Annotated in this window: 16 protein-coding genes, 1 tRNA gene and 1 other RNA gene; 13 read left to right on the top strand and 5 right to left on the bottom strand. The window is 62.1% G+C overall.

Going from position 1 to position 23,285, the window contains the following annotated elements; translation table 11 throughout:
* The first annotated feature begins 24 nt into the window (after positions 1-24).
* Positions 25-1,857, top strand: a complete 1,833-nt coding sequence (locus FV139_RS13430) for a DUF3604 domain-containing protein (RefSeq protein ID WP_148068956.1) — start codon at positions 25-27, stop codon at positions 1,855-1,857.
* 87 nt (positions 1,858-1,944) lie between these two features.
* On the opposite strand, the gene FV139_RS13425 is transcribed toward FV139_RS13430, so the two are convergent.
* From FV139_RS13425 to FV139_RS13410, 4 genes are all read right to left on the bottom strand, one after another.
* Entirely contained in the window at positions 1,945-3,243 is a 1,299-nt protein-coding gene (locus FV139_RS13425) for an amidohydrolase (RefSeq protein WP_148068955.1), read from the bottom strand.
* Positions 3,244-3,325: 82 nt separating this feature from the next.
* The gene (locus tag FV139_RS13420; protein WP_148068954.1) at positions 3,326-4,018 is read right to left on the bottom strand and encodes a TVP38/TMEM64 family protein; all 693 of its coding nucleotides are present in this window, start codon (positions 4,016-4,018) and stop codon (positions 3,326-3,328) included.
* A 29-nt stretch (positions 4,019-4,047) separates the two neighbouring features.
* Positions 4,048-5,280, bottom strand: coding sequence for a CaiB/BaiF CoA transferase family protein (locus FV139_RS13415; RefSeq protein ID WP_148068953.1), 1,233 nt, complete (start codon positions 5,278-5,280; stop codon positions 4,048-4,050).
* Between the two features lie 32 nt (positions 5,281-5,312).
* A complete protein-coding gene (locus FV139_RS13410) occupies positions 5,313-6,128 on the bottom strand; it encodes an enoyl-CoA hydratase/isomerase family protein (RefSeq protein ID WP_148068952.1) in 816 nt (271 codons plus the stop codon).
* A 126-nt stretch (positions 6,129-6,254) separates the two neighbouring features.
* Here FV139_RS13410 and FV139_RS13405 point away from each other — a divergent pair, with 126 nt between their 5' ends.
* Positions 6,255-7,271, top strand: coding sequence for an AraC family transcriptional regulator (locus FV139_RS13405; RefSeq protein WP_148068951.1), 1,017 nt, complete (start codon positions 6,255-6,257; stop codon positions 7,269-7,271).
* Between the two features lie 144 nt (positions 7,272-7,415).
* Here FV139_RS13405 and ffs read toward each other — a convergent pair.
* Positions 7,416-7,512: signal recognition particle sRNA small type (gene ffs, locus FV139_RS13400), an RNA gene on the bottom strand.
* Between the two features lie 192 nt (positions 7,513-7,704).
* Here ffs and FV139_RS13395 point away from each other — a divergent pair.
* The 11 genes from FV139_RS13395 to FV139_RS13350 all read left to right on the top strand — a co-directional run bounded on the left by FV139_RS13395 (position 7,705) and on the right by FV139_RS13350 (position 23,268).
* Positions 7,705-8,838, top strand: a complete 1,134-nt coding sequence (locus FV139_RS13395) for an efflux RND transporter periplasmic adaptor subunit (RefSeq protein ID WP_187276528.1) — start codon at positions 7,705-7,707, stop codon at positions 8,836-8,838.
* A 4-nt stretch (positions 8,839-8,842) separates the two neighbouring features.
* Complete coding sequence (locus FV139_RS13390) at positions 8,843-11,959, top strand: efflux RND transporter permease subunit (protein ID WP_148068949.1); 3,117 nt, start codon at positions 8,843-8,845, stop codon at positions 11,957-11,959.
* A gap of 53 nt (positions 11,960-12,012) precedes the next feature.
* The gene (locus FV139_RS21065; protein ID WP_187276527.1) at positions 12,013-13,434 is read left to right on the top strand and encodes a hypothetical protein; all 1,422 of its coding nucleotides are present in this window, start codon (positions 12,013-12,015) and stop codon (positions 13,432-13,434) included.
* The gene (locus FV139_RS13385) at positions 13,427-14,374 is read left to right on the top strand and encodes a metallophosphoesterase family protein (protein WP_187276526.1); all 948 of its coding nucleotides are present in this window, start codon (positions 13,427-13,429) and stop codon (positions 14,372-14,374) included. Before FV139_RS21065 ends, FV139_RS13385 begins: the two co-directional genes overlap by 8 nt.
* Positions 14,371-15,174, top strand: coding sequence for a pseudouridine synthase (locus FV139_RS13380; protein ID WP_148068947.1), 804 nt, complete (start codon positions 14,371-14,373; stop codon positions 15,172-15,174). Before FV139_RS13385 ends, FV139_RS13380 begins: the two co-directional genes overlap by 4 nt.
* 81 nt (positions 15,175-15,255) lie before the next feature.
* Positions 15,256-16,008, top strand: coding sequence for a sulfite exporter TauE/SafE family protein (locus tag FV139_RS13375; RefSeq protein ID WP_148068946.1), 753 nt, complete (start codon positions 15,256-15,258; stop codon positions 16,006-16,008).
* 1 nt (position 16,009) lies between these two features.
* Positions 16,010-17,380, top strand: coding sequence for a sulfoacetaldehyde dehydrogenase SafD (safD, locus tag FV139_RS13370; protein WP_148068945.1), 1,371 nt, complete (start codon positions 16,010-16,012; stop codon positions 17,378-17,380).
* Between the two features lie 96 nt (positions 17,381-17,476).
* A complete protein-coding gene (locus FV139_RS13365; RefSeq protein WP_148068944.1) occupies positions 17,477-19,024 on the top strand; it encodes a sodium:solute symporter family transporter in 1,548 nt (515 codons plus the stop codon).
* Between the two features lie 246 nt (positions 19,025-19,270).
* A complete protein-coding gene (ggpS, locus tag FV139_RS13360; protein ID WP_148068943.1) occupies positions 19,271-21,571 on the top strand; it encodes a glucosylglycerol-phosphate synthase in 2,301 nt (766 codons plus the stop codon).
* A gap of 57 nt (positions 21,572-21,628) precedes the next feature.
* Positions 21,629-23,074 carry a sucrose phosphorylase gene (gtfA, locus tag FV139_RS13355; RefSeq protein WP_148068942.1) on the top strand — a complete coding sequence of 482 codons (1,446 nt, stop codon included), beginning with the start codon at positions 21,629-21,631 and terminating at the stop codon, positions 23,072-23,074.
* Positions 23,075-23,191: 117 nt separating this feature from the next.
* Positions 23,192-23,268: transfer RNA gene (locus FV139_RS13350), tRNA-Pro, on the top strand.
* Positions 23,269-23,285: the final 17 nt, after the last annotated feature.

The raw sequence follows: 23,285 nt of genomic DNA, 5'->3' as shown, positions 1-23,285 counted from the left end.
ATCAAACACGCTTTGGAGGATGTTATGCGCGCACTTTATTCACTAATGGCTATCGCTACCCTGCTCGGAAGCGCTCTCTCGTCTACGACACTGGCAGCAGCTGATGCCCCTGCCCCCAACGCCCAGCGCGACGTCTACTTCGGCAACCTCCACGTACACACCCGCTATTCTTTCGACGGTTTCGCCAACGGCTCGGTGACTGCCCCGGATGATGCGTACCGCTGGGCCCGGGGCGAGGCGATCCCCGGGGGCGGCGACGGCTCGATGCTGAAAATCCTACGCCCGCTGGATTGGTACGCGGTCTCGGACCACGCAGAATTCCTTGGGGTGTTTCCCAAAATGGCGGACCCCGAGAGCCCGTTGAGCAAGCATCCTCTCGCCCCCAGAATTACCTCCGATGACCAGGCCGTCGCCTTCCAGGCCTATTCGGACACGCTCAACAACATGAGCGAGGGCAAGGTGGATTTGGAACTGGTAGATCCGGACATCGTGGGCACCATCTGGTCCGAGGTTGTGAGCACCGCTGACAAACACAATGACCCGGGCACTTTCACGACTTTCCCCGCCTACGAATGGACCTCGAACCCGGGTAAGCAGAACCTGCACCGGGTGGTCCTGTTCAAGAATTCCATGGGTATTCCAGGCCTGCCCTTTTCCGCCATCGATTCCGACCGTCCCGAGGATCTTTGGCAATGGATGGACGGCCAGCGTGACAAAGGCGTGGACCTGCTGGCGGTGGCCCATAACGGCAATGCCAGTAACGGCCTGATGTTCCCTGAAAAATCCAGCTACGGCGGCAGTCCGGTAGACGCCGACTACGCCAGTGCGCGCATGCGCAACGAACCCGTCTATGAGGTCAGCCAGATCAAGGGCACCTCGGAAGTGCACCCCACGCTGTCGCCCAACGACGAATTCGCCAATTTCGAAATCTGGGACTATACCCTGTCGGCGGATGCCAAACCGCCAGAGAAAAGGCGCGGCGGCTATGCCCGCGCCGCCTATGTCGCGGGCCTTGAACTGGCCGCCTCGGGGGCAGGCAACCCATTCAAGTTTGGCCTGATTGGCGATTCGGATACGCACAACTCAGCCTCCATGGTCGAGGAGAACAACTACCGCGGCAAGTTCGGCATGGAGAATGATGCCGGGCACCGTCTCAATGGTCTTCCTGGCTTTCCCGAGGCCAACAACCTGCAGGTACGCCGGTTCAGCTCTGGTGGCCTGGCGGCGGTCTGGGCCGAGTCCAATACCCGCGATGCCATCTTCGACGCAATCCAGCGCAAGGAGACCTATGCCACCACCGGGCCGCGCATGAAACTGCGCTTTTTCGGCGGTTTCAATTTTGACAGCAAGGCCATGGCGGGCGGCAGTGACTGGCTGGCTAAAGCCTATGACAAGGGCGTACCAATGGGTGGCGATTTGCACTCAGCGCCTGACGGCAAGGCGCCCGTCTTCCTGATCATGGCCGCCATGGAGCCAGACGGAGCCAACCTCGACCGGGTCCAGGTGATCAAGGGCTGGCTGGAGGATGGCCGGCAGAAGGAAAAGATCTTCGACGTCGCCTGGTCCGATGATCGCAAGCCCGATGAGCAGGGCAATCTGCCGCCGGTGGGCAATACGGTAAATATCGCCGAGGCCAGCTACGACAACAGCATCGGTGCGCCCCAACTGCAAGCGGCCTGGACTGACCCCGAGTTCGATCCGGCCCAGCACGCGGTATACTACGTGCGGGTGCTGGAAATTCCCACGCCGCGCTGGTCCACCTATGATGCGAAGACCCTGGGTATCAAACCGCGAACAGACATCCCGGTGACCATCCAGGAGCGGGCCTGGTCTTCCCCAATCTGGTACACCCCCTGAACCCGCACCTGAAAAAGCCTGACCCAACGGGTCAGGCTGTTCCGGAAGAACGCGAGGACAATTGAGCTACACGCCGGCTACGACGGTCTAGTTTCGCTCGGCCAGGAAAACAAACGCCAGGTGGCTCAGCAATTTTACGCCGTTGCTCAATGCGGGTTCATCAATATCGAAGTAAGGCGAATGGTTGTGCTCCGATTTCATAGGATCCTCACCGGGCGGTGTTGTACCGAGCCATAGAAACAGGCCGGGTGTTTCATTAGCGAAATAGGAAAAATCGTCGCTGCCAAATACCATGGGACCTTCATTAGCGCCCGTTTCACCCACCACCTGCTTGATAGTGGGGAGCATGCGCGCGATCAGGGCCCGATCATTGATAAGAGCGGGATACCCCTTCTGGATGTCGATGTCTGCGGTTGCGCCGACAGCTTCAGCATGATGTTCTACCACTTGCTTGACGTCAGCATGAATAGCCGCACGCTGATGGTCGTAGAAACTGCGAATAGTTCCTTCCAGAGTAACCTCAGACGGGATGATATTGTGGCGCACACCGCCGCGGATAGTACCCACGGAGATCACGGCGGGCGACTCCATCAGGTTAACCCGGCGGCTGGCAATGGTTTGCAGGCCCAACACAACCTGGCCGGACAAGGTCACCGGGTCGACACCGAACCAGGGCATACTACCGTGGGATTGGCGGCCCTTCAGGGTGATGTGAAACGTGTCTGATGCCGCATGTGCCGGGCCACTGCGATACGTAACCGTACCCGATGTACCTGCCCCAACATGGAGTCCAAATACGGCATCGGGTTTCACCGTGTCAAATAACCCTTGTTCCAGCATCAGTTCCGCGCCGCCCTCTTCCCCTGGCGGTGGGCTTTCTTCCGCCGGCTGAAAGATAAACATCACGGTTCCGCTCAGCTCTGAGCGCTGGGCAGCAAGAACGCTCGCAGCTCCCATCAACATGGCAGTGTGGGCATCATGGCCGCAGGCGTGCATCACTGGTACCTGTTTGCCCCCGTACTCTGCAACGGCTGTTGAGGCAAAGGGCAACCCGGTCATCTCCTTGACCGGAAGCGCGTCCATATCCGCACGCAGCGCCACCACTGGCCCAGGCTTGGCGCCTTTGAGAATACCGACCACGCCGGTATGAGCGATACCTGTTGTAACCTCGATACCCAGGGATTTCAGGTGATTTGCGACAATACCAGCCGTGCGATGCTCACGATTACCCAGTTCCGGGTGCTGGTGAAAATCGCGGCGCCAGCGAATGACATCACTTTCTACCGCATCGGCTGCGTGGTCGAGGGTAGACTGAATATCCGCCGCATAACTGGTGACTGGCATCGCCAGCAGCGTAGCTAACAACATGTTTCTGGGGGAGATCATCAGGGATAGCCTTCTTTACGTGTGAGTGTGGGATTTCATTGCTGATAGTTTCACTTTTCCCAGGCGGCTCTGCTCTCTGCTTTCAATGACTGTCGTTCACTTCAACAGTTTTTTGCGTCGCCCCTCTCAACCATTCCCGAAATTTCCTGGAAAACAGTGGAAGAAAAACAACGCCAAGCATCAAGGCAGACGACCAGAGCAACGGCCCCATCTCATCAGCGCTCAGGCTGCCAGCAAAAATGCTGTAGCAAGCAGCACGAACCACAGCGCCTACCGACAGTGCCGCAAAAAATATCATCGCCGGCATAGGAGTAACGCCTGCGACGCTATGCACGGGTGTCAACAGCCCAAGCGGATAGCCGGTGAAAACTGCTATAACAAGAGCACTGTTAAGTTGCCCGCCAGTATTAATCACTTTTTCCAATCGCTCTGATGCCTGCTCCCTGACGAAATCCCTGCCGCCATATCGCGTCAGGAGAAAAGCCAGCATCCCAGTGATTACCAGGCCCAAAGCGCCGTAAATCGTCCCTTCCAATGCACCAAAGCAAACCCCCACCACCAGTAAACCCAGGTGTGAGGGAATACCCAGTAACATTCGGAAGGCAACAAACAGAACGGCGACCATTGGCGCTACCGGCCCGGACTCAGTAATCCATGAGCGCAGGGACTCTACTGAAAGCTCAACATCAAAAATTTCTCTGGCATAGGAGCCGGCCACCAGAATAGCCAGTATCACCAAACCCAGCAGCAGCAACTTTCGATAGGTTTTAGACATAGCAGTATTATTAGTGTCTGAGTGAGAATTTACTGGTAGCAAACGATGGTCGAGTCGTTTACCAAATGACCGATATCCGACTCAGAAAACCCGACCTCCGATAATACCTGTTGCGTGTGCTCTCCTTTCAGCGGGGCTCGCTTGAAACCACCAAACGCCGTTTCACTGAATTTCACCGGCGTCCCAGCTACCACTTTGTTATCTTTACAGCCGGGCTCTTCAACTTCGATCAGCATATTCCTTGCAGCGAAATGGGGGTCGTTAAAAATCTCCCGCGCATCCTGGACCGGAGCCACAGGTAATAAACCACCGAGTCGCTCCATGAACTCAAATTTGGTCAGCTGCAGCAGATACCTGGCCATGCCCTCCTCCAATGCTTCCAGATGCTCTTTTCGCTTCAGGGCATCAGAAAAACGCGGATCGGTATGCAGGTCGTTCATATTTAATTGCTGGCATAGAATATCCCAGTGAGCATCCTGCATCGCAGCTATCGATACCCAACCATCCTTCACTTTAAAAAGACCCGCCGGAGCAGCCAGATGGTGGTGATTACCCGCCGGGCTCGAAGATTTACCAGCATAGGAGTAGTTGTAAACCAGGCTCTCGCAAATCGACAAAATGCTATCTGCCATCGCCACATCGACATGCTGAGCCTCTCCAGACTGTTTCGCCCGATGTAGCGCGGCCAGGATTCCAAATGCCGCATACATCCCAGGGACAATATCACCCAGGCTGGAGCCCACACGGGTGGGCATATCGCTGCGAGGCCCGGTCATGCTGACCAGGCCGCCCACGGCCTGGGCAATCGGGTCAAATGCCGGCCAGTTCGCGTAAGGGCTTTCACCGTTTCGAGCATCACCAAAGCCGCTGATGCTTGCAAACACCAGAGTGGGGTTGCAGGCCTTGAGTTCGTCAAAAGACAAACCCATCTCCTCCATCACACCGTTACGAAAGTTTTCGACGACAACGTCGGCCGTCTCGACCAGTTTTTTCAGGATCGCTACGCCTTCTTGCTGGCGCAAATCAAGCACAACACTTTTTTTGTTGCGATTCACACTCTGGAAGAAACCTCCCAAAGCCTTCGCGCCACCATTGCTGGCAAACGGCCCGGCCAGGCGCGTTGGGTCACCGGCGGGCGACTCGATCTTGATGACTTCGGCCCCGTGGTCTGCCAGCAACATGGTACAAAACGGGCCGGCCAGCATACGGGTTAAATCCAGCACCCGGATACCTTGCAATACACCAGTGGGCTCGGTACTCATCGTTATTTCTCCAGGAATTCAAGACTTCAGCTTTAGTGACGCTGGAATGTCGGGGCGGTGCCATTCATCATCGCCTCTATACCGGCGAGGAAATCTTTCGACTCCAGACACTGCGCATAGGCTTTCAGCAGCGATTCACCTACTTCAGGCGGTTGGCTGAAGTGGTTCACCGCGACTTTCATCGCCTCCACGGGTAATGGCGCTAAACCTGCATAGCGCTCAGCTACGGCAATGGCTCGATCACGGACTGACGAAACATCAACCAGCTCATGCAAGAACCCGCAGGCCAACAGTTCAGCACCCGGCACGCTCTCAGCAGAAAGCAATAGTCGTTTCGATACGCCACGGCCTACGTTGGCTACCAGCCGCTGGATACTACTCAAGGGATAGTGCAAACCAATCCTGGCCGCGGGGATCAGGGCCTTTACTTCGGCAAAGCCTATGCGGTAATCGCAAGCCATAACCAGATCGACCCCACCACCGTATACATGACCGTTTAGCGCACAGATCGTCGGACACCTGAGCTGTTCAATCTCCAGCGTCAGTTTTTCGAACGCCAGGCCGCCCAGGTTCTCTTCGTCGTAGGAATGCTGCTCTTGCTCATGACTGCCGACAACCGCCGCGATCGCCTTAAGATCAAACCCCGAGCTAAAGCAATCCCCCGTGCCGGTCAATATCAGCGCGCGAACCGATGTATCGAGCCCAATTTCTCGAATAGTTTCGCGAAGAAAAATGACTCCATCCGTCGAGATGCGGTTACGAGAGGCCGCGTTATCCAGGGTCACTTCAACGATCGCCCCATCTCTCCGGACGGAAATTTCACCAGAATGTGCTGCTGAAACTGCCATCGTCCCTCCTCCATCACAGGTTGTGGAATGCTCAGCAGTGTAATCAACAGACGGACTAACGCTTGACAGTTAAAGACAGTTATTTGACCATTTGAGACATGCACTCACATCACGCCAAGACTGGATATGCTGACGTCATCAGAGCTAATAAGAACGACCGCGCTCAACGGATTCGCCGACCTGGTGGCCGAGTTCAACGTGAGCCCGCTGGACTTAATGCATGAAGCGGGCATCAGCCCCCGGTTACTGGATGACCCGGATCACTTCATTCCCTACAGAGCGTATTGCCAGTTGATGGATTTGGCGGCGCAAACAACCAAAACGCCCGAGTTTGGCCTGTTGTTGGGAGACAAGCGGAATCTGTCCAATCTTGGACTATTTGGCGTGGCACTACAGCAAGCGAAGAGCCAGGCTGAAGCAATCGAGGTTTCCAGGCGCTTTCTCCATACCCACAACCAGTGCTCTGAATACACTTTTCAAACCGATAACGGCATTTCGCAACTCACACACACAACCAAACTTGCCCAACACTACCCTCATATACAGGCCAAGCTAAAGAGCATGGGGGTTGCCAACAGCATCCTCAAACTACTTCATGGCAAAGATTGGCGGCCAATTGAGGTGTGGCTGGATATTGCCCCTGTGGGCGATAGGAAAAAGATACAAAGGATTTTTGCGGCGCCCGTGGTATTCAATCAGCCCGAGTCCAGCATCCTATTTTATGAACAGCCGATCGCTGATGCGTTTTTCAACACGGAAAAGAACAGTTATCTACAAAAAGTCGTTCACCAGTACCTCGAGAAAAGCAGCCAGACAGAAACAGGAAGGATTTCGGATCAGGTCACTGCATTAATCAAGACGACACTGATGTCGGGCCAGTGCTCTAAACAATCCCTTGCCGAACTACTGGCATTGCACCCACGCACCCTGCAGCGCAAGCTGGCAGCTGAAGGAACTGACTTCAGAATGCTGTTGAATAAGGTCAGAAAAGAGTCGGCGCAGCACTATTTGCAGTCCACCTCTATGTCGCTTAGTGAGATTGCCGAAGTGCTGGGTTACACCGATCTCAGTGCTTTTTCTCGTGCGTTCAAGCAATGGTGTGGCCTGTCGCCACAGGCTTGGCAGCGAGTTGAAAAAAGCTGACCAACGATAAGCTATGGCGCCCCGGCTGTGGATACCACAGTTCCAGGGCCGAGATGTTGGAATGATGAACAGGTAAGAATCTGCCGACATACCAGAATGCCAACATACTGATAAATACGGCTTCTTTAGGGAAAGTGGAGGCGACCCGAACAGCCACACCCCGGCACACGAGTCAGTAACTACCGTTGCTCCCTTCCGGGCCTGGCGGGGTTCACTACCTATCGTTGCGAGGGGACCGCCCGGGCCACCATAGCGCCTGCACCGTGGGTCTGGTGGTGCAGAGGGCGCGTATTGTGTCCTAAAGGTTCCTACCCTGCAAGGCCGATATCCCCGCACGTGCAACCCGGCGGTGCAATTATGCGTCTTGACATCAATGTTACGACCTCTAACATTACGCCTATCCAGGCTTACACTTCGCAACGGACACCTCCCAATGCCCAGCCCCTCTTCTCCGAGCACCACTTCCCGGCAGCGCGTACGCACCGCCGCGGGCGCAGCCGTGGCACTGCTGCTGGCGGTCGGGCTGAGCAGCCTCCTGCACTGGCGGGCCGGGGCATCGGATGCCCGGGAACCCGCCGCAGCGCTGCCCGTGGCCACCACGGTATTTGAGCAGAACGCAGGATACGCGGAGGAGCGCCGCTTCCTCGGTGTTACGGAAGCGCCGCGCAGAACCGATCTCGGATTCGAATCCGGCGGGCTGCTGGACCGGGTTGAAGTAAACGAGGGCACCGAGGTGGAGGCCGGACAGCTGCTGGCCGAACAGGACCCGCGCCTGCTGCAGTCCCGCCGTAGTGCCGCCGCCGCCGAGCTGGAAACCCTGCAGGCCGATCTCGAGCTGGCCCACCTCAAGGCCCAGCGCCAGCGGGACCTGCAGGCGAGCGGCGCGGTTTCCCGGGAAGCCTTTGACGAAACCCGCCTGCGAGCGCAGGCCCTCGAGTCCCAGCGCAAGTCAGTGGCCGCGCAACTGGAACGACTGGATATCGAGCTGGAAAAACTCGCCCTGCGCGCGCCCTACAACGGCGTGGTTGCGGCGCTCTACACCGACCCGGGCGCCGTGGTCTCTCCCGGCACCCCCATCCTGCGCCTGATCCAGGCCGGGCCCCGGGAAGCCCACGTGGGCGTGCCACCGGAACTCGCAGCCGATCTGACACCCGGCAAGGTCTACCCGCTGCAGTGGCGCGGCCAGACCCTGAACGCGCCACTGCGGGCGGTCCGTCCCGACCTGGACCCGGCGTCGCGCACGGCAGTGGCCGTGTTTGAACTGCCGGAAACCCTGGCCGCCCTGGATGGCGAGGCGATCACCCTGCAACTCCAGCGCCACATACCCGAACCGGGTGGCTGGCTACCGGTCAGTGCGCTGCTGGAAGGCCAGCGCGGAGTGTGGAATGTACTGGCGCTCAAGCAACAGGACAGTCACTGGCTAACCGTGCGCGAGGCGGTCGAAGTGCTCGAGCTGCGCGGTGATCGCGCCTACGTCCGCGGCACCCTTGCCGATGGCGCGCGGGTGGTCGCCGACGGCCTGCACCGGATTGCCGCGGGCTCCGCGGTCCAGCCGCTGGAGCCCTGACACCGTGCTGGCCCAGGCCCTGTTCCGGCACCGTCGCTTTGTCACCCTGCTGGTCATCATCATCCTGGCTACCGGGCTCAGCAGCCTGCGCTCCATCGGCCGCCAGGAAGACCCCAGCATCACCAACTTCCTGGCCACCGTCACCACGTTTTTCCCCGGGGCTCCACCGGCCCGGGTAGAGGCACTGCTGACCCGCCCGCTGGAAGATGAGCTGCGGCGGATTCCGGAAATCGACGAGCTCTCCTCGACCTCCTCCGCCGGCGTGTCCTTTATCAATATCAAGCTGGAGGAGACACTCTCCAAAGTCGACATTCAACGCGCCTGGACCGAGATTCGCGACGCACTGGGCGAGGTCAGCACCCGGTTCCCCCCGGGGGCCGGGGCGCCGGTATTCGACGATGACCGTCTCACCGCCTACACCACCATCCTCGCCCTGAGCGCCGCCGAGGGGCGCGAGGTGCCGCTGTCACTGCTGCACCGCATCGCCCTGGACCTGGCCGACGCGGCGCGCAATGTAAACGGTACCGAACGGGTCGACCTCTACGGTGAGCCGGTCGAGGAAGTCCGCGTGGCGGTGGACGAGGCGGCAATGACGTCCCGCGGCCTGAGCCTGGCGGAAGTCGCGAATGCCCTGCAGCGGGCCGATCCCAAGGTCGCTGCCGGCCGGGCCAGTGGCGCCGGCACCGACCTGCTGGTAGAGGTGAGCGGTGAATTCGACTCGCTGGCGCGGATTCGTGCCGTTACGGTCTCCGCGGGTGACGGCGGCGGCGTGCGGGTGGGCGATATTGCCCGGGTCTACAAATCCCGGGTCACCCCGCCTCCGGCCATGGCGCTGGTGGATGGCAAGCCCGGCATCCTGGTTGCGGTGGCGATGACCGGGGGCCAGCAGGTGGACCGCTGGAGTGCGGACTTCGCCAGATTCACCGAGCAGTGGCGGGCCCAGGCGCCCGCCGGTATCGAACTGGTCACCACCTACGACCAGAGCGTCTATACCGAAGCCCGGTTGCAGGGGGTGGTCGAGAACCTGGTGCTGGGGGTCTCCCTGGTCCTGCTGGTGCTGCTGGCTACCCTCGGCTGGCGCGCGGCCGTCGTGGTGGCCGTTATCCTGCCTTTGTGCGGACTGATGTCGGTCACCCTGCTCTACTACTGGGGCGTGGCCATTCACCAGATGTCGGTGACCGGGCTGATCGTCGCCCTGGGGCTGGTGGTGGATGGGTCTATTGTGATGACCGATGAAATCCGCAAGCGCCTGCTGGCAGGTGAGGCGCCGGTCATGGCCATCAGGGGCTCGGTCCGCCGCCTGCGCATTCCCCTGCTCTCCAGCACCCTCACCACCATTCTCGCCTTCATGCCGCTGGTGGTGCTGCCGGGACCCGCGGGCGACTTCATGGGCAGTATCGCCAAGGCCGTGGTGGTCATGCTGGGTTCGTCCCTGCTGTTGGCCATGACTCTTACCCCGGTTCTCGCGGCCCGCCTGCTCCCCGCCGGCCTCACCCGCGAACATCACTGGTGGGAACAGGGCCTGGACAGTGGCCGCGGCGGTCAGCTGCTGCAGCGCAGCCTGGCGTTGGCCCTGCGCAATCCCGGCGTTTCCATCGCCCTCGCGCTGTCATTGCCGGTGGCGGGCTTTCTCGCTTTTTCCAGCCTCACCGCGCAATTTTTCCCGGGTACCGACCGCGACCAGATGTACGTCCAGGTCAAGTTGCCCGACGGTCGCTCCATCTACGACACCCAGGCCCTGGTGGAACGGCTGGACGCCAAACTGCGCGGCGAACCCCTGGTGCGCCGGGTGGACTGGACCCTGGGTGAAAGCCCGCCGGCCTTCTACTACAACATGTACCGCAACCGAGAGGGGATCCCCAGCTGGGCCGAGGCGCTGGTGCTGACCCGCGACGAGAACCGGACCGACGACCTGATCCGGCGCCTGCAGCGCGAAGTGGACCGGGAATTCCCCGAAGCCCGCGTAATCGTGCGCGGCATCGACCAGGGTCCCCCGGTGATGGCACCGCTGGAGGTGGAGATTTACGGCCCCAACCTGGAGCGACTGCGGGAGCTGGGCGAACAGTTCCGCCAGCGCATGGAAGCGGTGGCGGACGTAACGCACACCAACGCCAGTTTGTCAGGCGGCGCACCCAAGCTGGTGTTCGAACTGGACGAGGGCCGCACCCGGCTGGCGGGCCTGACCCTGTCGGACGCCGCCGATACCCTGGACGCCAGCCTCCGCGGGCTCACTGGTGGCGAGTTGCTGGAGGACACCCAGCGGCTACCGGTCCGGGTGCGGCTCGACGAAGACAGCTGGAGTGACGCCCAGGACATCGCCTCCCTGCGCATTGCCGGTGCACCGCGGGCGGACCTGACACGCCCCGGCGGCGTTGCCCTGGGTGCCCTGGGCACGCCCCACCTGCTACCCTCTTCCAGCCCCATTTCGCGCAAGGACGGCGAACGGGTCAATATCGTCCAGGCCTTCCTGATGCGGGGAGTGCTGCCGGAAGAAGCCCTCAAGGCCTTACAGGCCGACCTCGCCGCCAACCCCATTCCCCTCCCCGCCGGCTATCACTTCAGCTTTGGCGGTGACGCGGATGTGCGGGCGGAAGTGGTCGAGCAAATCATGGCGCCGATGGGCATGATCCTCGCGGCGATGCTCGCCACCATCGTGCTCACCTTCAATTCCTGGCGCCTCTCGGCCATCGCCGGTCTGGTATTCGTGTGCTCCTTCGGCCTCAGCCTGCTGTGCCTGGCCCTGTTCCGGTACCCTTTCGGGGTGCAGGCGATGATCGGGGTCATCGGCTCCATCGGGGTCTCGATCAACGCCGCCATCATCATCATGACCGCGCTGCAGCAGGATGCCGCCGCCAGCGAGGGCGATACCGGCGCCATTCACCGGGTGGTAATGGACTCCAGTCGCCACATCGTCTCCACTACCGTCACCACCTTCGGCGGCTTCCTGCCACTGATTCTGGAGGGCAGCCAGTTCTGGCCGCCCTTCGCCATGGCCATCGCCGGCGGAGTGTTACTGTCCACGGTCATTTCCTTCTTCCTCGTGCCCCCGCTGTTCCTGGTGGCGACCGGCTGGCAGCGCCACCCGGAACAAGGTGACGCCACGGCGGCGCCGGTGGCCTGAGGCGCTATACTGAGCTGCCCGGTGTCCGCACCCTGAATGAAAACCGCCGAACCATGACAGAACAGAACCAGACCCGCTCACTCTCGATACCCCGATTCCCGCGTGTCAGCCTTCGCAAGCTGCTGCTGCTGGCGCCGCTGTGCCTGGCACAACCAGCGGCTTTGGGCAAAGACGCTCTGCCTCTCTGTCGCGCACTGCCCCCGCTGCCGGGTAGCGTGGAATCGCCAGACCTGGCACAGCAGCGCGAACAGCACTGCGATGTGGATCTCAACAATAACAACACGGCCATCTGTGCCAAGACCTGGAGCACCAGCCCGGCTGCGCTCATCTACGCGTTGGAGGGCACCGCCTGGGCCGGCAGGGTCGCAGAGTTCGAACGCGAAGTCTGCCCGCGTGGAACCCGGGCGATTCAGGACGCCCACGCGGAACTTGGCGTGTTCAAACACTCCATGAATGGCCGCAAGACCAGCGCTACCTATGCCCCCGCCTCCCTGCTCTACCACCACCTGGGGGCCTGGCTGGGGCTGCGTATTCACATTCCCATCGCAGTGGAGCTGCAGTTTCCCGTCGACTGGTATCGTGAGCGCGTTGTCAGCCGCGGCCTTAAGGCCAGCGCCAATCGCAAGTCGCTGGCCATGTTGCATGCCGCGTGGGTGGAAACCGACGCCCTGCTGGCCTCGCCACAGTCCCACTCCCAGGCTCGCGAAGTGCTGACGCCGGACAGGACCCACATCTGGGGTGCCAGCCTGCTGTTCACCGGCAAGCGCTACGGCCCGGAGGTCAGCGGTACCCGCGCCTCCGGCTGGGGCAAGGGCCAGAACTACGACTTCCAGAAAACGCCGGAATTCATTGCCCTGCGCAGCGAGGGACCGCTGCAGGAAGCCGTGACTACAGGCATCGCCAGGGCCGTGACCGATCACAAGATGGAGCTCGCCATCGAGGACGCCACACCGCTGCAGGTTGCCTGGTGGGCGGGTGAAGTCGCCGAGATCGTGGTCATGGACTACCTGCTGGGTCAGCAGGACCGCATCGGCAATATCGATTACCAGTGGCGCTGGCTGTGGCAGGACGCTAACGGCTGGCACTCCACTCCGCACAAGGGGCAGGCTCCACCTGAAGCCCAGCGCCTCAGGGTCACTTGGCTCAACGATAACGACGCCGGGATTCGCGGCAGCTACGCCAATTTTGCCCGGTCAACCGGGATGATCAATGGCCTGCGCCATTTCGATCCCACCCTCTACCGGCGCCTGCGCCTGCTCGGAGCGGACTTTGCCACCCAGGGCCCGGTGTATCAGGCCATCGCCAGTGACTATCACCTGCCCGACAGCGACCTGGAACGTATCGGCGAGCGCTTGCAGGAGTTACTGGAGGTGCTCGGTACGGCCTGTAGTGCGGGCGAATTGCGCTTCGACCTGGCACCCGAGGCCATTCTTGGTTCCAGCGGCAAAGCCGCCGACGTCAGCTGCGATGCGTAAGCTTGCACCGCTACTGGCCCTGCTGTTCAGCGCGAGCAGCTGGGCGGTCAGTGAAGTGGATATCCTGTCGGACCTGAACGGCCGCTACGGTACGGTGGGCTACCATGAGCGGGTTTCCGCGGCAGTGGCTGCCATTGTCGCGCGCCGGCCCCAGCTGGTGATTGCCGCCGGAGACCTGATCGCCGCCCAGCGCCGCCCGCCACTGTCGGCGGAGCACCTGGCGCGCATGTGGCAGGCCTTCGACGACACCGTGTTCGGGCCACTTGAGAAGGCGGGCATCCCACTGGTGGTCAGCGCCGGCAATCACGACGCCTCAGCCTTTGCCGGATTTGAGGGTGACCGCACCGCCTTTGCCCACTACTGGCAGAGCAAGCCACCGCCGATGGCGCTGCTGCCAGGTTCCAACTACCCCTGGTACTTCGCGGGCAAAGTCGGCTCGCGCCTGGTGGTCAGCCTGTATGTCACCGTGCAGGGCGAATTGCCCGGTGAGCAGAAGCAGTTCCTCAGCACACTGCTGGACACGCTGGATTCAGGGGTCAGCGAAGTCTACCTGGTAGGCCATCTGCCCCTGCACGATCTGGCGAAGGGCCGCGAAGGCGACTCGCTCGATGACCCGGCACTGGAAAAGTTACTGGCGAAGCTGACGGTGCCAGTGTGGTACGTGAGCGGCCATCATCACGTGTTTTACCTGGGCCGGGACGGCGACGGGGAGTTACTGCACCTGGCCGCGCCGCCACTGGGCGGCAACCGGCGCACCTGGCTCGCTACCGACAGCCACTCCCCTTTTGGCTTTATCGCGGTGGACAACGCGCGCTGTGTCAGCCTGCATAGCCCTCCGGCCTTCGGCCCCGTCGCCCCCCGGGGCATCCCGTCCCGAATTGGCAGCCAGACCCTCGCCAGCGATCGGGTCGCCACCAGCAGTGGCGGCCACTGCCAATGACGGATACAGACTCGGCAGCGGATACACCGCTCCCTGTGATCTACCGGGACGAGCAACTGGTGGCGATCAACAAGCCCTCCGGCCTGCTGGTGCACCGCAGCCTGATCGACCGCCGCGAAACCCGCTTTGCCCTGCAACTGGTGCGCGACCAGATCGGCCAGCGGGTCTACCCGGTCCACCGACTGGACAAACCTACCTCGGGGGTGCTGTTGTTCGCGCTGGACAGCGGCACCGCCCGCACCCTGTCCACGGCATTCGAGGAGCGCCGGGTGGGCAAGGAGTACCTCGCCGTCGTGCGCGGCTACTGCCCCGAAGCTGGCACCATAGACCACCCGATCCGGGACGACCCGGACCCCCTGCTCAAGCAGGACCGGGGCCCGCCCCGGGACGCCCGCACCCGCTACCGGCGCCTGGCGACGGTGGAACTGCCCCACGCCGTGGACCGCTACCCGAGCGCGCGTTACTCGCTGGTGGCACTGGAGCCGGAAACCGGGCGCAAGCACCAGTTACGGCGCCATATGAAACACCTCGGCCACCCGATTATCGGCGACGCCAAGCACGGCAAGGGTGTGCACAACCGGTTCTTTGCCGAACAACTCCAGGCCCCCCGCTTGCTGCTGGCATGCACCGGCCTGCGGATAGCGCACCCGGTCACCAACCAGCCACTCCATCTCCAGGCGCCCGTGGACGCAGTCTTCCGCCACCTGGTGGTCACCTTCGACTGGCAGGCGGAACTGCTGGCGGCCACCCCGTGGGCACTGGAACCCCTCGCCGGCACGCCGGCCCCAGTGGACCCATAAGTCCCGCCCGCTGGACCTACGGCCGGCCCGGGCCGGACATCTACCATAGCGTTTTATCATCCGGACAGTGGACGAGCAGGCATGGAGTGGGTGGATCTTACGGCGGGAGCGCTGGTGTGGCTGAGCCTGGCCGTGTGCCTGGCGTCGCTGATCAGTTCCGTTACCGGCATGGCCGGCGGCGTGCTGATGTTCGCCGCCATGAGTGTGTGCCTGCCGCTGCGTGTACTGGTGCCCATTCACGGCGCCGTGCAGGTAGTCAACAACGCCGCCCGCAGCTGGTTCCTGCGCGGCCACATCCGCTGGCGGATGTGCCTCCCCTTTGCCCTGGGCGCGGCCCTGGGCGCCACCCTGACCACCCTGTTCATCGTGCGCTACGTGGGCGAGTTCTTTCCCCTTTTGCTGCTGGTCGGCCTGATTCTGTACACCCTGTTCAAACCGAAGCACTTGCCGGACCTGCGCATCCCCGACGGCGCCTTCTTCTGGGTGGGCATTGTGACCGGCTGCATGGGTATCCTGGTGGGTGCGATCGACCCCTTGCTGGGCGTGTTTTTCCTGCGGGATGACCTCAGCAAGCAAGAGGTGGTAAGCAACAAGTCGCTGATGCAGATGTTCACCCATCTCACCAAGATACCGGCCTACCTGTACCTCGGCTTTTCGTTCCTCGACAATGCCGCGCTTATTCTGGTGCTGACGCTGGCGGCAGTGGTCGGCGCCCGGCTGGGTGTGTTCCTGCTGCACCGCGTCAGCACCAGGGCCTTTTTCCAACTCATGCGGGTCGCGCTCGCGCTCGCCGCCTTGCGAATCATTTACCAGTTAGCCCAGATGGGAGTCTGAGATGTCTCAACAATATTCTGTCCTCAACCCGTTCGATAACACACTCCTCGGCGAGTACTCCTACAGCAGCTGGGAACAGGTGGAGGCCACTCTGGCCCGGCTCAAGGCCGGCCAACCGACACAGCGGGCAACCCCCGCCTGCGAGCGCGCCGCGGTGCTGGCGCGGCTGGCCGACCTGTTGCGGGAAAACGCAGAGGACCTGGCCACCCTGATCACCCGGGAGACCGGCAAGACCATTTCCGACGCCCGGGTGGAGATGAACCGCGCGGTGAACGCCGCCGTCGCCAGCAGCGAGGAGGCCCGCCAGATCAGTGGCGAGGCGCTGGACGCCAGCGCCTATGCCCCCATGGGCGGCAAGATCGGGGTGGTGTGCTGGCGCCCGCTGGGCACCATCCTGTGTATCACACCCTTTAACTTCCCGATCAACATCGCCGTGCACAAGATCGGCCCGGCCTACGCCGCGGGCAATACCATCCTGTTCAAGCCGGGCCCGCAAAACACCGCCTCGGCGCAGTTCCTGGTGGACCTGTGCTACCGCGCTGGCATGCCGGAAGACGCCCTGCAGCTGTGCATGCCGCCACTGGCTGACATGGACCGCCTGAACGCGCACCCGGATATCGACGCCATCAACTTCACCGGTGGCAGTGCCGCCGCGCGAGCCATTGCCGCCGTGTCCGGGTACAAGAAGCTGCTGCTGGAACTGGGCGGCAACGACCCGCTGATCGTGATGCCCGACGCCGACATCGAAGCCGCGGTGACCGCCGCCATCAACCACCGCTTCGCCACAGCCGGCCAGCGCTGCACCGCGGCCAAGCGCCTGTTTATCCACGACGCCGTTTACGATGCCTTCCGCGATCGCCTGGTGGAAAAAGCCAGTGCCCTGAAAGTCGGCGACCCGATGGACCCGGAGACCTTCGTCGGCCCGGTCATTCACCGCCAGGCCGCTGAAGGCATCGAACGCACCGTGGAGCAGGCCCTGTCCCAGGGCGCGACAGTGGCCCTCGGCCACCGCTACGAAGGCGCCTTTGTCTACCCGACTGTGCTGGAAAACGTGGCGGCCGACAGCGAAATCATGGTGGAGGAAACCTTCGGCCCGGTGATGCCCCTGTACCGCTTCACCGCGGTGGACGAGATCATCCCCATCATCAACAACAGCCCCTACGGGTTACAGGGCGGGATCTTCAGCAACGACCTGGCACTGGTCAAACGCCTGTTCGAAGCCCTCGATGTCGGCACCCTCGCGGTAAACGACGGCCCGGGCTTTCGCACCGAGCACTTCCCCTTTGGCGGGGTGAAGGCCAGCGGTGTCGGCCGTGAGGGGATCAAGTACGCGATTCGCGAGATGAGCTTCACCAAGACCCTGGTGATCTGAGGCACACCACAGACCAGCTGGAACGAAATCTGCATGCCTCTACGGCATGCAGGCTTATAAGAGAACACCACGCCGCGGTGTCCTGGGGACACCGCAATGACATTGGCGACCCTCGACTACGTGGTGATCGGCGGCTATTTTGCCGTGCTCATTGCGCTCTGCCTGAGGGTGATGCGGCGCTCCCCGGATACCGACGAGCTGTTCCTCGCAGGGCGCAGCCTGGGGCCTGCCGTGATCGGCCTGTCGCTGTTTGCCTCCAACCTGTCCTCCACCACCCTGATTGGCCTGCCTGGCGCCGCCTGGCAGAGCGGCATCTCGGTCGCCAACTACGAGTGGATGGCGGCGCTGGTGCTGTTGTTCACGGCGGCCTTTGTGGCCCCCGTGTTCGTCGGGCGCCGGCTGACCACGGTGCCGGAACTGCTCGAGCAGCGCTTCGACAGCCGCCTGCGCAAATACCTGTCCGCCACCTCGCTGTTCCTCAGCATCGTGCTGGATACCGCGGGCAGCCTCTACGCTGGCGCCCTGGTACTGATGATGTTTTTCCCCGGGCTGACCCTGGGCCCCACCTGCGCCGCCATGGCGGTGTTTGCCGGTGTTTATACCGCCGCCGGCGGGCTGCGAGCCGTAGCCTACACAGACGTGCTGCAATCTCTGGTGATTCTGCTCGGCTCGGCCATTCTCGCGGTACTGGTATTCCAGCAATTCGACTACGACTGGAGCCAGGTCAGCGGCGCTGTGGACGCCGGGCACCTGTCGTTACTGCGGCCACTGGACGACCCGGCCCTGCCCTGGCTGGGCACCCTGATCGGCCTGCCGGTGCTGGGCTTTTACTACTGGACCATGAACCAGTACGTCGCCCAGCGCCTGCTGGGCGCTCGCGACCTGGAGGCGGCCGCCCGGGGGGCAATGCTGGCGGCGGTACTCAAGTTGCTGCCGCTGTTCCTCATGGTGCTGCCGGGGGCCATGGCCATCGTCCTGCTGCCGGACCTGGAGCGGGCCGATACCGTGTTTCCCCGCCTGATCATGGAATACGCCCCCGCGGGGCTCGCCGGCCTGATGCTGGCCGGGCTGATGGCGGCGATCATGTCCAGTGTCGACTCGGCCCTGAACTCCGCCTCGACCCTGCTGATGGTGGATTTCGTCAAGCCTCGCAGGCCGGGCCTCTCCACCCGACAGATCGCCCGCTGGGGCCGCATTACCACACTGACCCTGATGCTGCTGGCAGCCCTCTGGGCCCCGGCCATCGATCGTTTTCCGGGCCTGTTCGCCTACCTGCAACAAACCTTTGCCTACGTGACCCCGCCGTTGGTGGCAGCGTTCACAGTGGCCTTCTGCAGCCGCCGGGTGGGGGCCAGCGCCGCCCTGTGGGGTGTGGCCGGCGGCCACCTGGTTTCCCTGGCCTGCTTCATCGCCGCCCAGTCGGGCTGGCTGCAGCTGCACTTCACCATCGTGGCCGGCCTGCTCTATGGCATTACCATCGTCTTGATCCTGTGCCTGCAGGCCAGCGGCCGCTGGGAGCCGGCCAGCCCCTCCCAGGCCATATTTAGTGAACGAAGTATTTTTCCGTCCCTGCCACGTCGATTACGGCTGCAAATGCTGACCCTCGCGGCCATTACTCTCGGTCTGGTGATCCTGTTCAACTGATCCAGACGAACCATTTCAGTGCACTCCGATCTATTTTTGATCGCATTTGGTGCGCATATTCTCGAGGAAAAACCCGCTCTTCACGAGAACTCGGGGCGACTAACGGGCTTGCAAAAAACATTCAACCTGTCCCTCAGGGCCTGTATTGCCTTTCCAGCGGTTCGGGCCCAGGGTCGCTGGTACGGAACCTGCATTGTTTCGTATTGAAAGCAATTGCGCCGGGCGCCGATCCGGCAGGAAGAGTGAATGCTATTAGCTACCGACCTCGACGGTACGTTCCTCGGCGGTGATCTCGAAGGCCGCACCCGCCTTTACCAATTCATCGCCGCCCACCCCCAGATAGACCTGGTCTTCGTGACCGGCCGCGGACTGGAGTCCGTTATCCCCCTGCTCTCGGATCCCACCATCCCCCAGCCCTCGTACATCATCTGCGACGTGGGCTGTACCGTCGTGGATGGTGAAACCCTGCAACCCCTGCACCCCTTGCAGGGCGAAATCGACCTGTTGTGGCCGGGGGAAAGGACCGTTGAGCAGCAGCTGGCCCACATCGACACCATCCAGCGCCAGGAAGTGCCCCAGGAACGCCGCGTCTCCTATTTTTGCGAGGCCGACGCAGTCACCGAGGAGATAGAGGCACTGGTCGAAGCCCTCGATTGCGACCTGCTCTACTCCGCCAATCGCTACCTCGACGTGCTGCCCCGCGGTATCAACAAGGGCCACACCCTCACCCGGCTGGTACAACACCTGGGGATAGACCCCCAGCGCGTGCTGGTGGCCGGGGATACCCTCAACGACCTGTCCATGTACCACCAGGCCTTCAACGGCGTGTGCGTGGGTGAATCGGAAGACGCCCTGCTCGACGCCACCCGCCACCTGGGGCGGGTCTACCACGCCGACAGCGCCGGCTGCGGCGGGATTCTCGAGGCGATCAGCTACTTTGGCTACCTCGGCCCCGCGGGCATCGACGTGGAGATCGGCGACAGCTGCCAGTCGGGCAAGTCCGATCTCGTCATCGTCTACCATCGCCTGCCCTACGAGGAAGTAAAGGAAGACGGCACGCTCAAACGCCGCCGCCCCCGCTCACCCAACGGCATTATCCCCACCCTGTTGAGCCTCTTCGGCAGCGGGCGCTCGGGTTCCTGGGTGGCCTGGTCCCAGCACGAAGGCGACCCGTCGACCTTTGAAACCCACACCGAGGTTGACCCGGTGAATTGCCCGCGCCTGACCGCCGCCCGGGTGCCGCTGACTGCGGAGCAGGTCGACGTGTTCTACAAGAAGTTCTCCAAAGAGGCGTTCTGGCCAACGCTGCACACCTTCTGGGAGCGCGCCAGCTTCGAGGAAAGCCACTGGGAGGTATTCCTCGAGGTCAACAAGCTGTTTGCCGAGCGCACCGCTGCAGAGGCTGCCACCGGCGCCACGGTCTGGATTCACGACTACAACCTGTGGATGGTGCCGGCCTTCCTGCGCGAGATGCGCCCGGATGTGACCATCGCCTTCTTCCACCACACCTACTTTCCCTCTGCTGACGTTTTCAACGTGGTGCCCTGGCGCCGTGCCATTATCGGCAGCCTGCTGCAGTGCGACTACATTGGCTTCCACATCCCCCGCCAGGCGGAAAACTTTGTCGACGTTGCGCGCGGCGTAATGCCGCTGGAAGTGGTGGAGAAATCCAACTGCGCGCCGCGCTTCTTCACCTACGGCTGCGCCGTGGGGCTGGACGAGATGACCACGCGCATCAAACTGAATGATCGCCACATCGGGCTGGGCGCTCACCCGGTGGGGCTCGATATGAGCCGGGTCGAAAAAGTACTGGCAGACCCAGGCACCCAGCAGCGCATGAACGAATTGCGCGAGGAACTGCACGGCCAGCGCCTGGTACTGTCGGTGGAGCGACTGGATTTCACCAAGGGCATTCTGGAAAAACTGGAGGCCTTCGAACGCCTGCTGGGAGACCACCCGGAACTGGTCGAGAAAGTCACCCTCATCATGGTGTGCGTACCCGCCGCCAGCGGCATGACCATCTACGATGAATTGCAGGCCCAGATCGAACAGACCGTGGGCCGGATCAATGGCCACCTCGCCACCGTCGGCTGGACCCCCGTGCAGTTCTTCTTCCGCGCTCTGCCCTTCGAGGAACTCGTGACCTACTACGCCATGGCGGATGTCATGTGGATCACGCCCCTGCGCGACGGGCTGAACCTGGTGGCCAAGGAGTACGTTGCCACCCAGGGCCTGACCGACGGCTGCGGGGTACTGGTGTTGTCGGAGTTCACCGGCGCAGCCGCCGAGTTGCGCGGCGCGGTGCTGACCAATCCCCACGACCCCCGGGAGCTGGCGGATTCCTGTTACTTCGCCCTGAACATTGGCCGGGCCGAGGCACGCAGCCGCCTCGCCGAGGCCTACGAGGTCGTGTCCCACTACGACATCAACTACTGGACCCAGGACTTCCTGTCGTCGGTAAAGACCTACGCGGCGAGCTACGCGGGCGAAGTCACCCGCCTGCCCCAGGCGGAGGAAACTACGCCGGGGGAAACCGCCGTGGCCTGAGCGCCAGCGGTTTGACCCGACGCATCACTACAGGTAATCACGAGCCAAGGAGCGAGCATGCTGTTGCGTAACGCCGTGCAGTTAATCTGCTATCCCAACCGGATCGGCAACAACCTGGCGGACCTCCATACCGCGCTGGAAACTCACTTCGCCGACGCCCTCGGCGGGGTGCACATCCTGCCCTTCTACCCGTCCAACGCCGACGCCGGGTTCTCGCCCCTAACGCACCGGGAAGTGGAGCCGGCGTACGGCAGCTGGGACGATATCGAACGCATTGCCGAACACTTTGACGTGTGCGCCGACCTGACGGTGAATCACATCTCCGACGAGTCCGAGGAGTTCCAGGACTTTATCCAGCACGGCTTCGACTCGCGCTACGCCGAACTGTTCGTGAACGTGGACGACTTCGGCGAGATCAGCCACGACGACATGGCCAAGATCCACATCCGCAAGGAAAAGGAACCCTTCCGGGAAGTCACCTTCGCCAACGGCGACAAGGCCAGGGTCTGGTGCACTTTCACCGAGCAGCAGATCGACCTGAACTACAACTCGCCCCTGACCTACGAACTGCTGGAAAGCTACATCCGCGAGATGACCAGCCACGGGGTCAAGCTGCTGCGGCTGGATGCCTTCGGCTACACCACCAAGGAAATCGGCACCAGTTGCTTCCTGGTGGAGCCCCAGGTCTATCGCAACCTGGACTGGATCAACGAAGTGTCCCTGAAGTATGGCGCTGAGTGCCTGCCGGAAGTCCACGACCACACCAGCTACCAGTACGCCATCAGCCGCCGCAACATGCACCCCTACGGCTTTGCCCTGCCGCCGCTGCTGCTGTATTCCCTGCTGGACGCCAACAGTGTCTACCTGAAAAACTGGCTGCGCATGTGCCCGCGCAACATGATCACCGTACTCGACACCCACGACGGCATCTGTATTCCCGACGTGGAAGGAGTACTGCCGGACGACAAGATAAGGATTCTGATCGACAACATTGACGCCCGCAGCGCCGACCCGATCCTGCGACGCTCGGCCGCCAACATTCACAGTGTGGGCGCCATCTACCAGCTGACCTGTACCTTCTACGACGCCCTGATGCGCAACGACGACGCCTACATCGCCGCGCGCGCCATCCAGTTCTTCACCCCTGGCATTCCCCAGGTGTATTACGTGGGCCTGTTGGCGGGCTGTAACGACGAGGACCTGATGAACGAGACCGGCGAGTTGCGGGATATCAACCGCCACTACTACAGCCTCGAGGAAGTCAGTGAGGCCGTGGAGCAGCCCGTGGTCCAGCGCCTGCTCGCGCTGATGCGTTTTCGCTGCAGCTACCCGGCCTTTGACGGCCACTTCGAACTCAATTATTCCAGTGACTCCAGCGTGTGCATGGCCTGGCGCCACGGGGAGCACTACTGCCGGCTGTTCGTGGACCTGAATTTCAATACCACCGCGGTCACCTACCGGGACCCGCGGACCGGGGAAGAGCGCACGCTGGACGCGACCTGAGTGAGCCCGGTCGCCGGCGCCGACTTCCTTCTATATTACCGTTGACGCGCTCAGGCACCGTGAGTATCATGCGCCTCCTGAAATCAAGGGGTAGCCAAGCTTCCCTGCATTTCTGTTCGGGGTATAGCGCAGTCTGGTAGCGCGCCTGCTTTGGGAGCAGGATGTCGGGAGTTCGAATCTCTCTACCCCGACCAACTTTTCCGCCACAATC

Source organism: Parahaliea maris (assembly GCF_008064665.1).
Classification (GTDB): domain Bacteria; phylum Pseudomonadota; class Gammaproteobacteria; order Pseudomonadales; family Halieaceae; genus Parahaliea; species Parahaliea maris.
The sequence above is the reverse complement of the archived record's forward strand: the minus strand, read 5'-3'. Positions and strand labels throughout refer to the sequence as shown.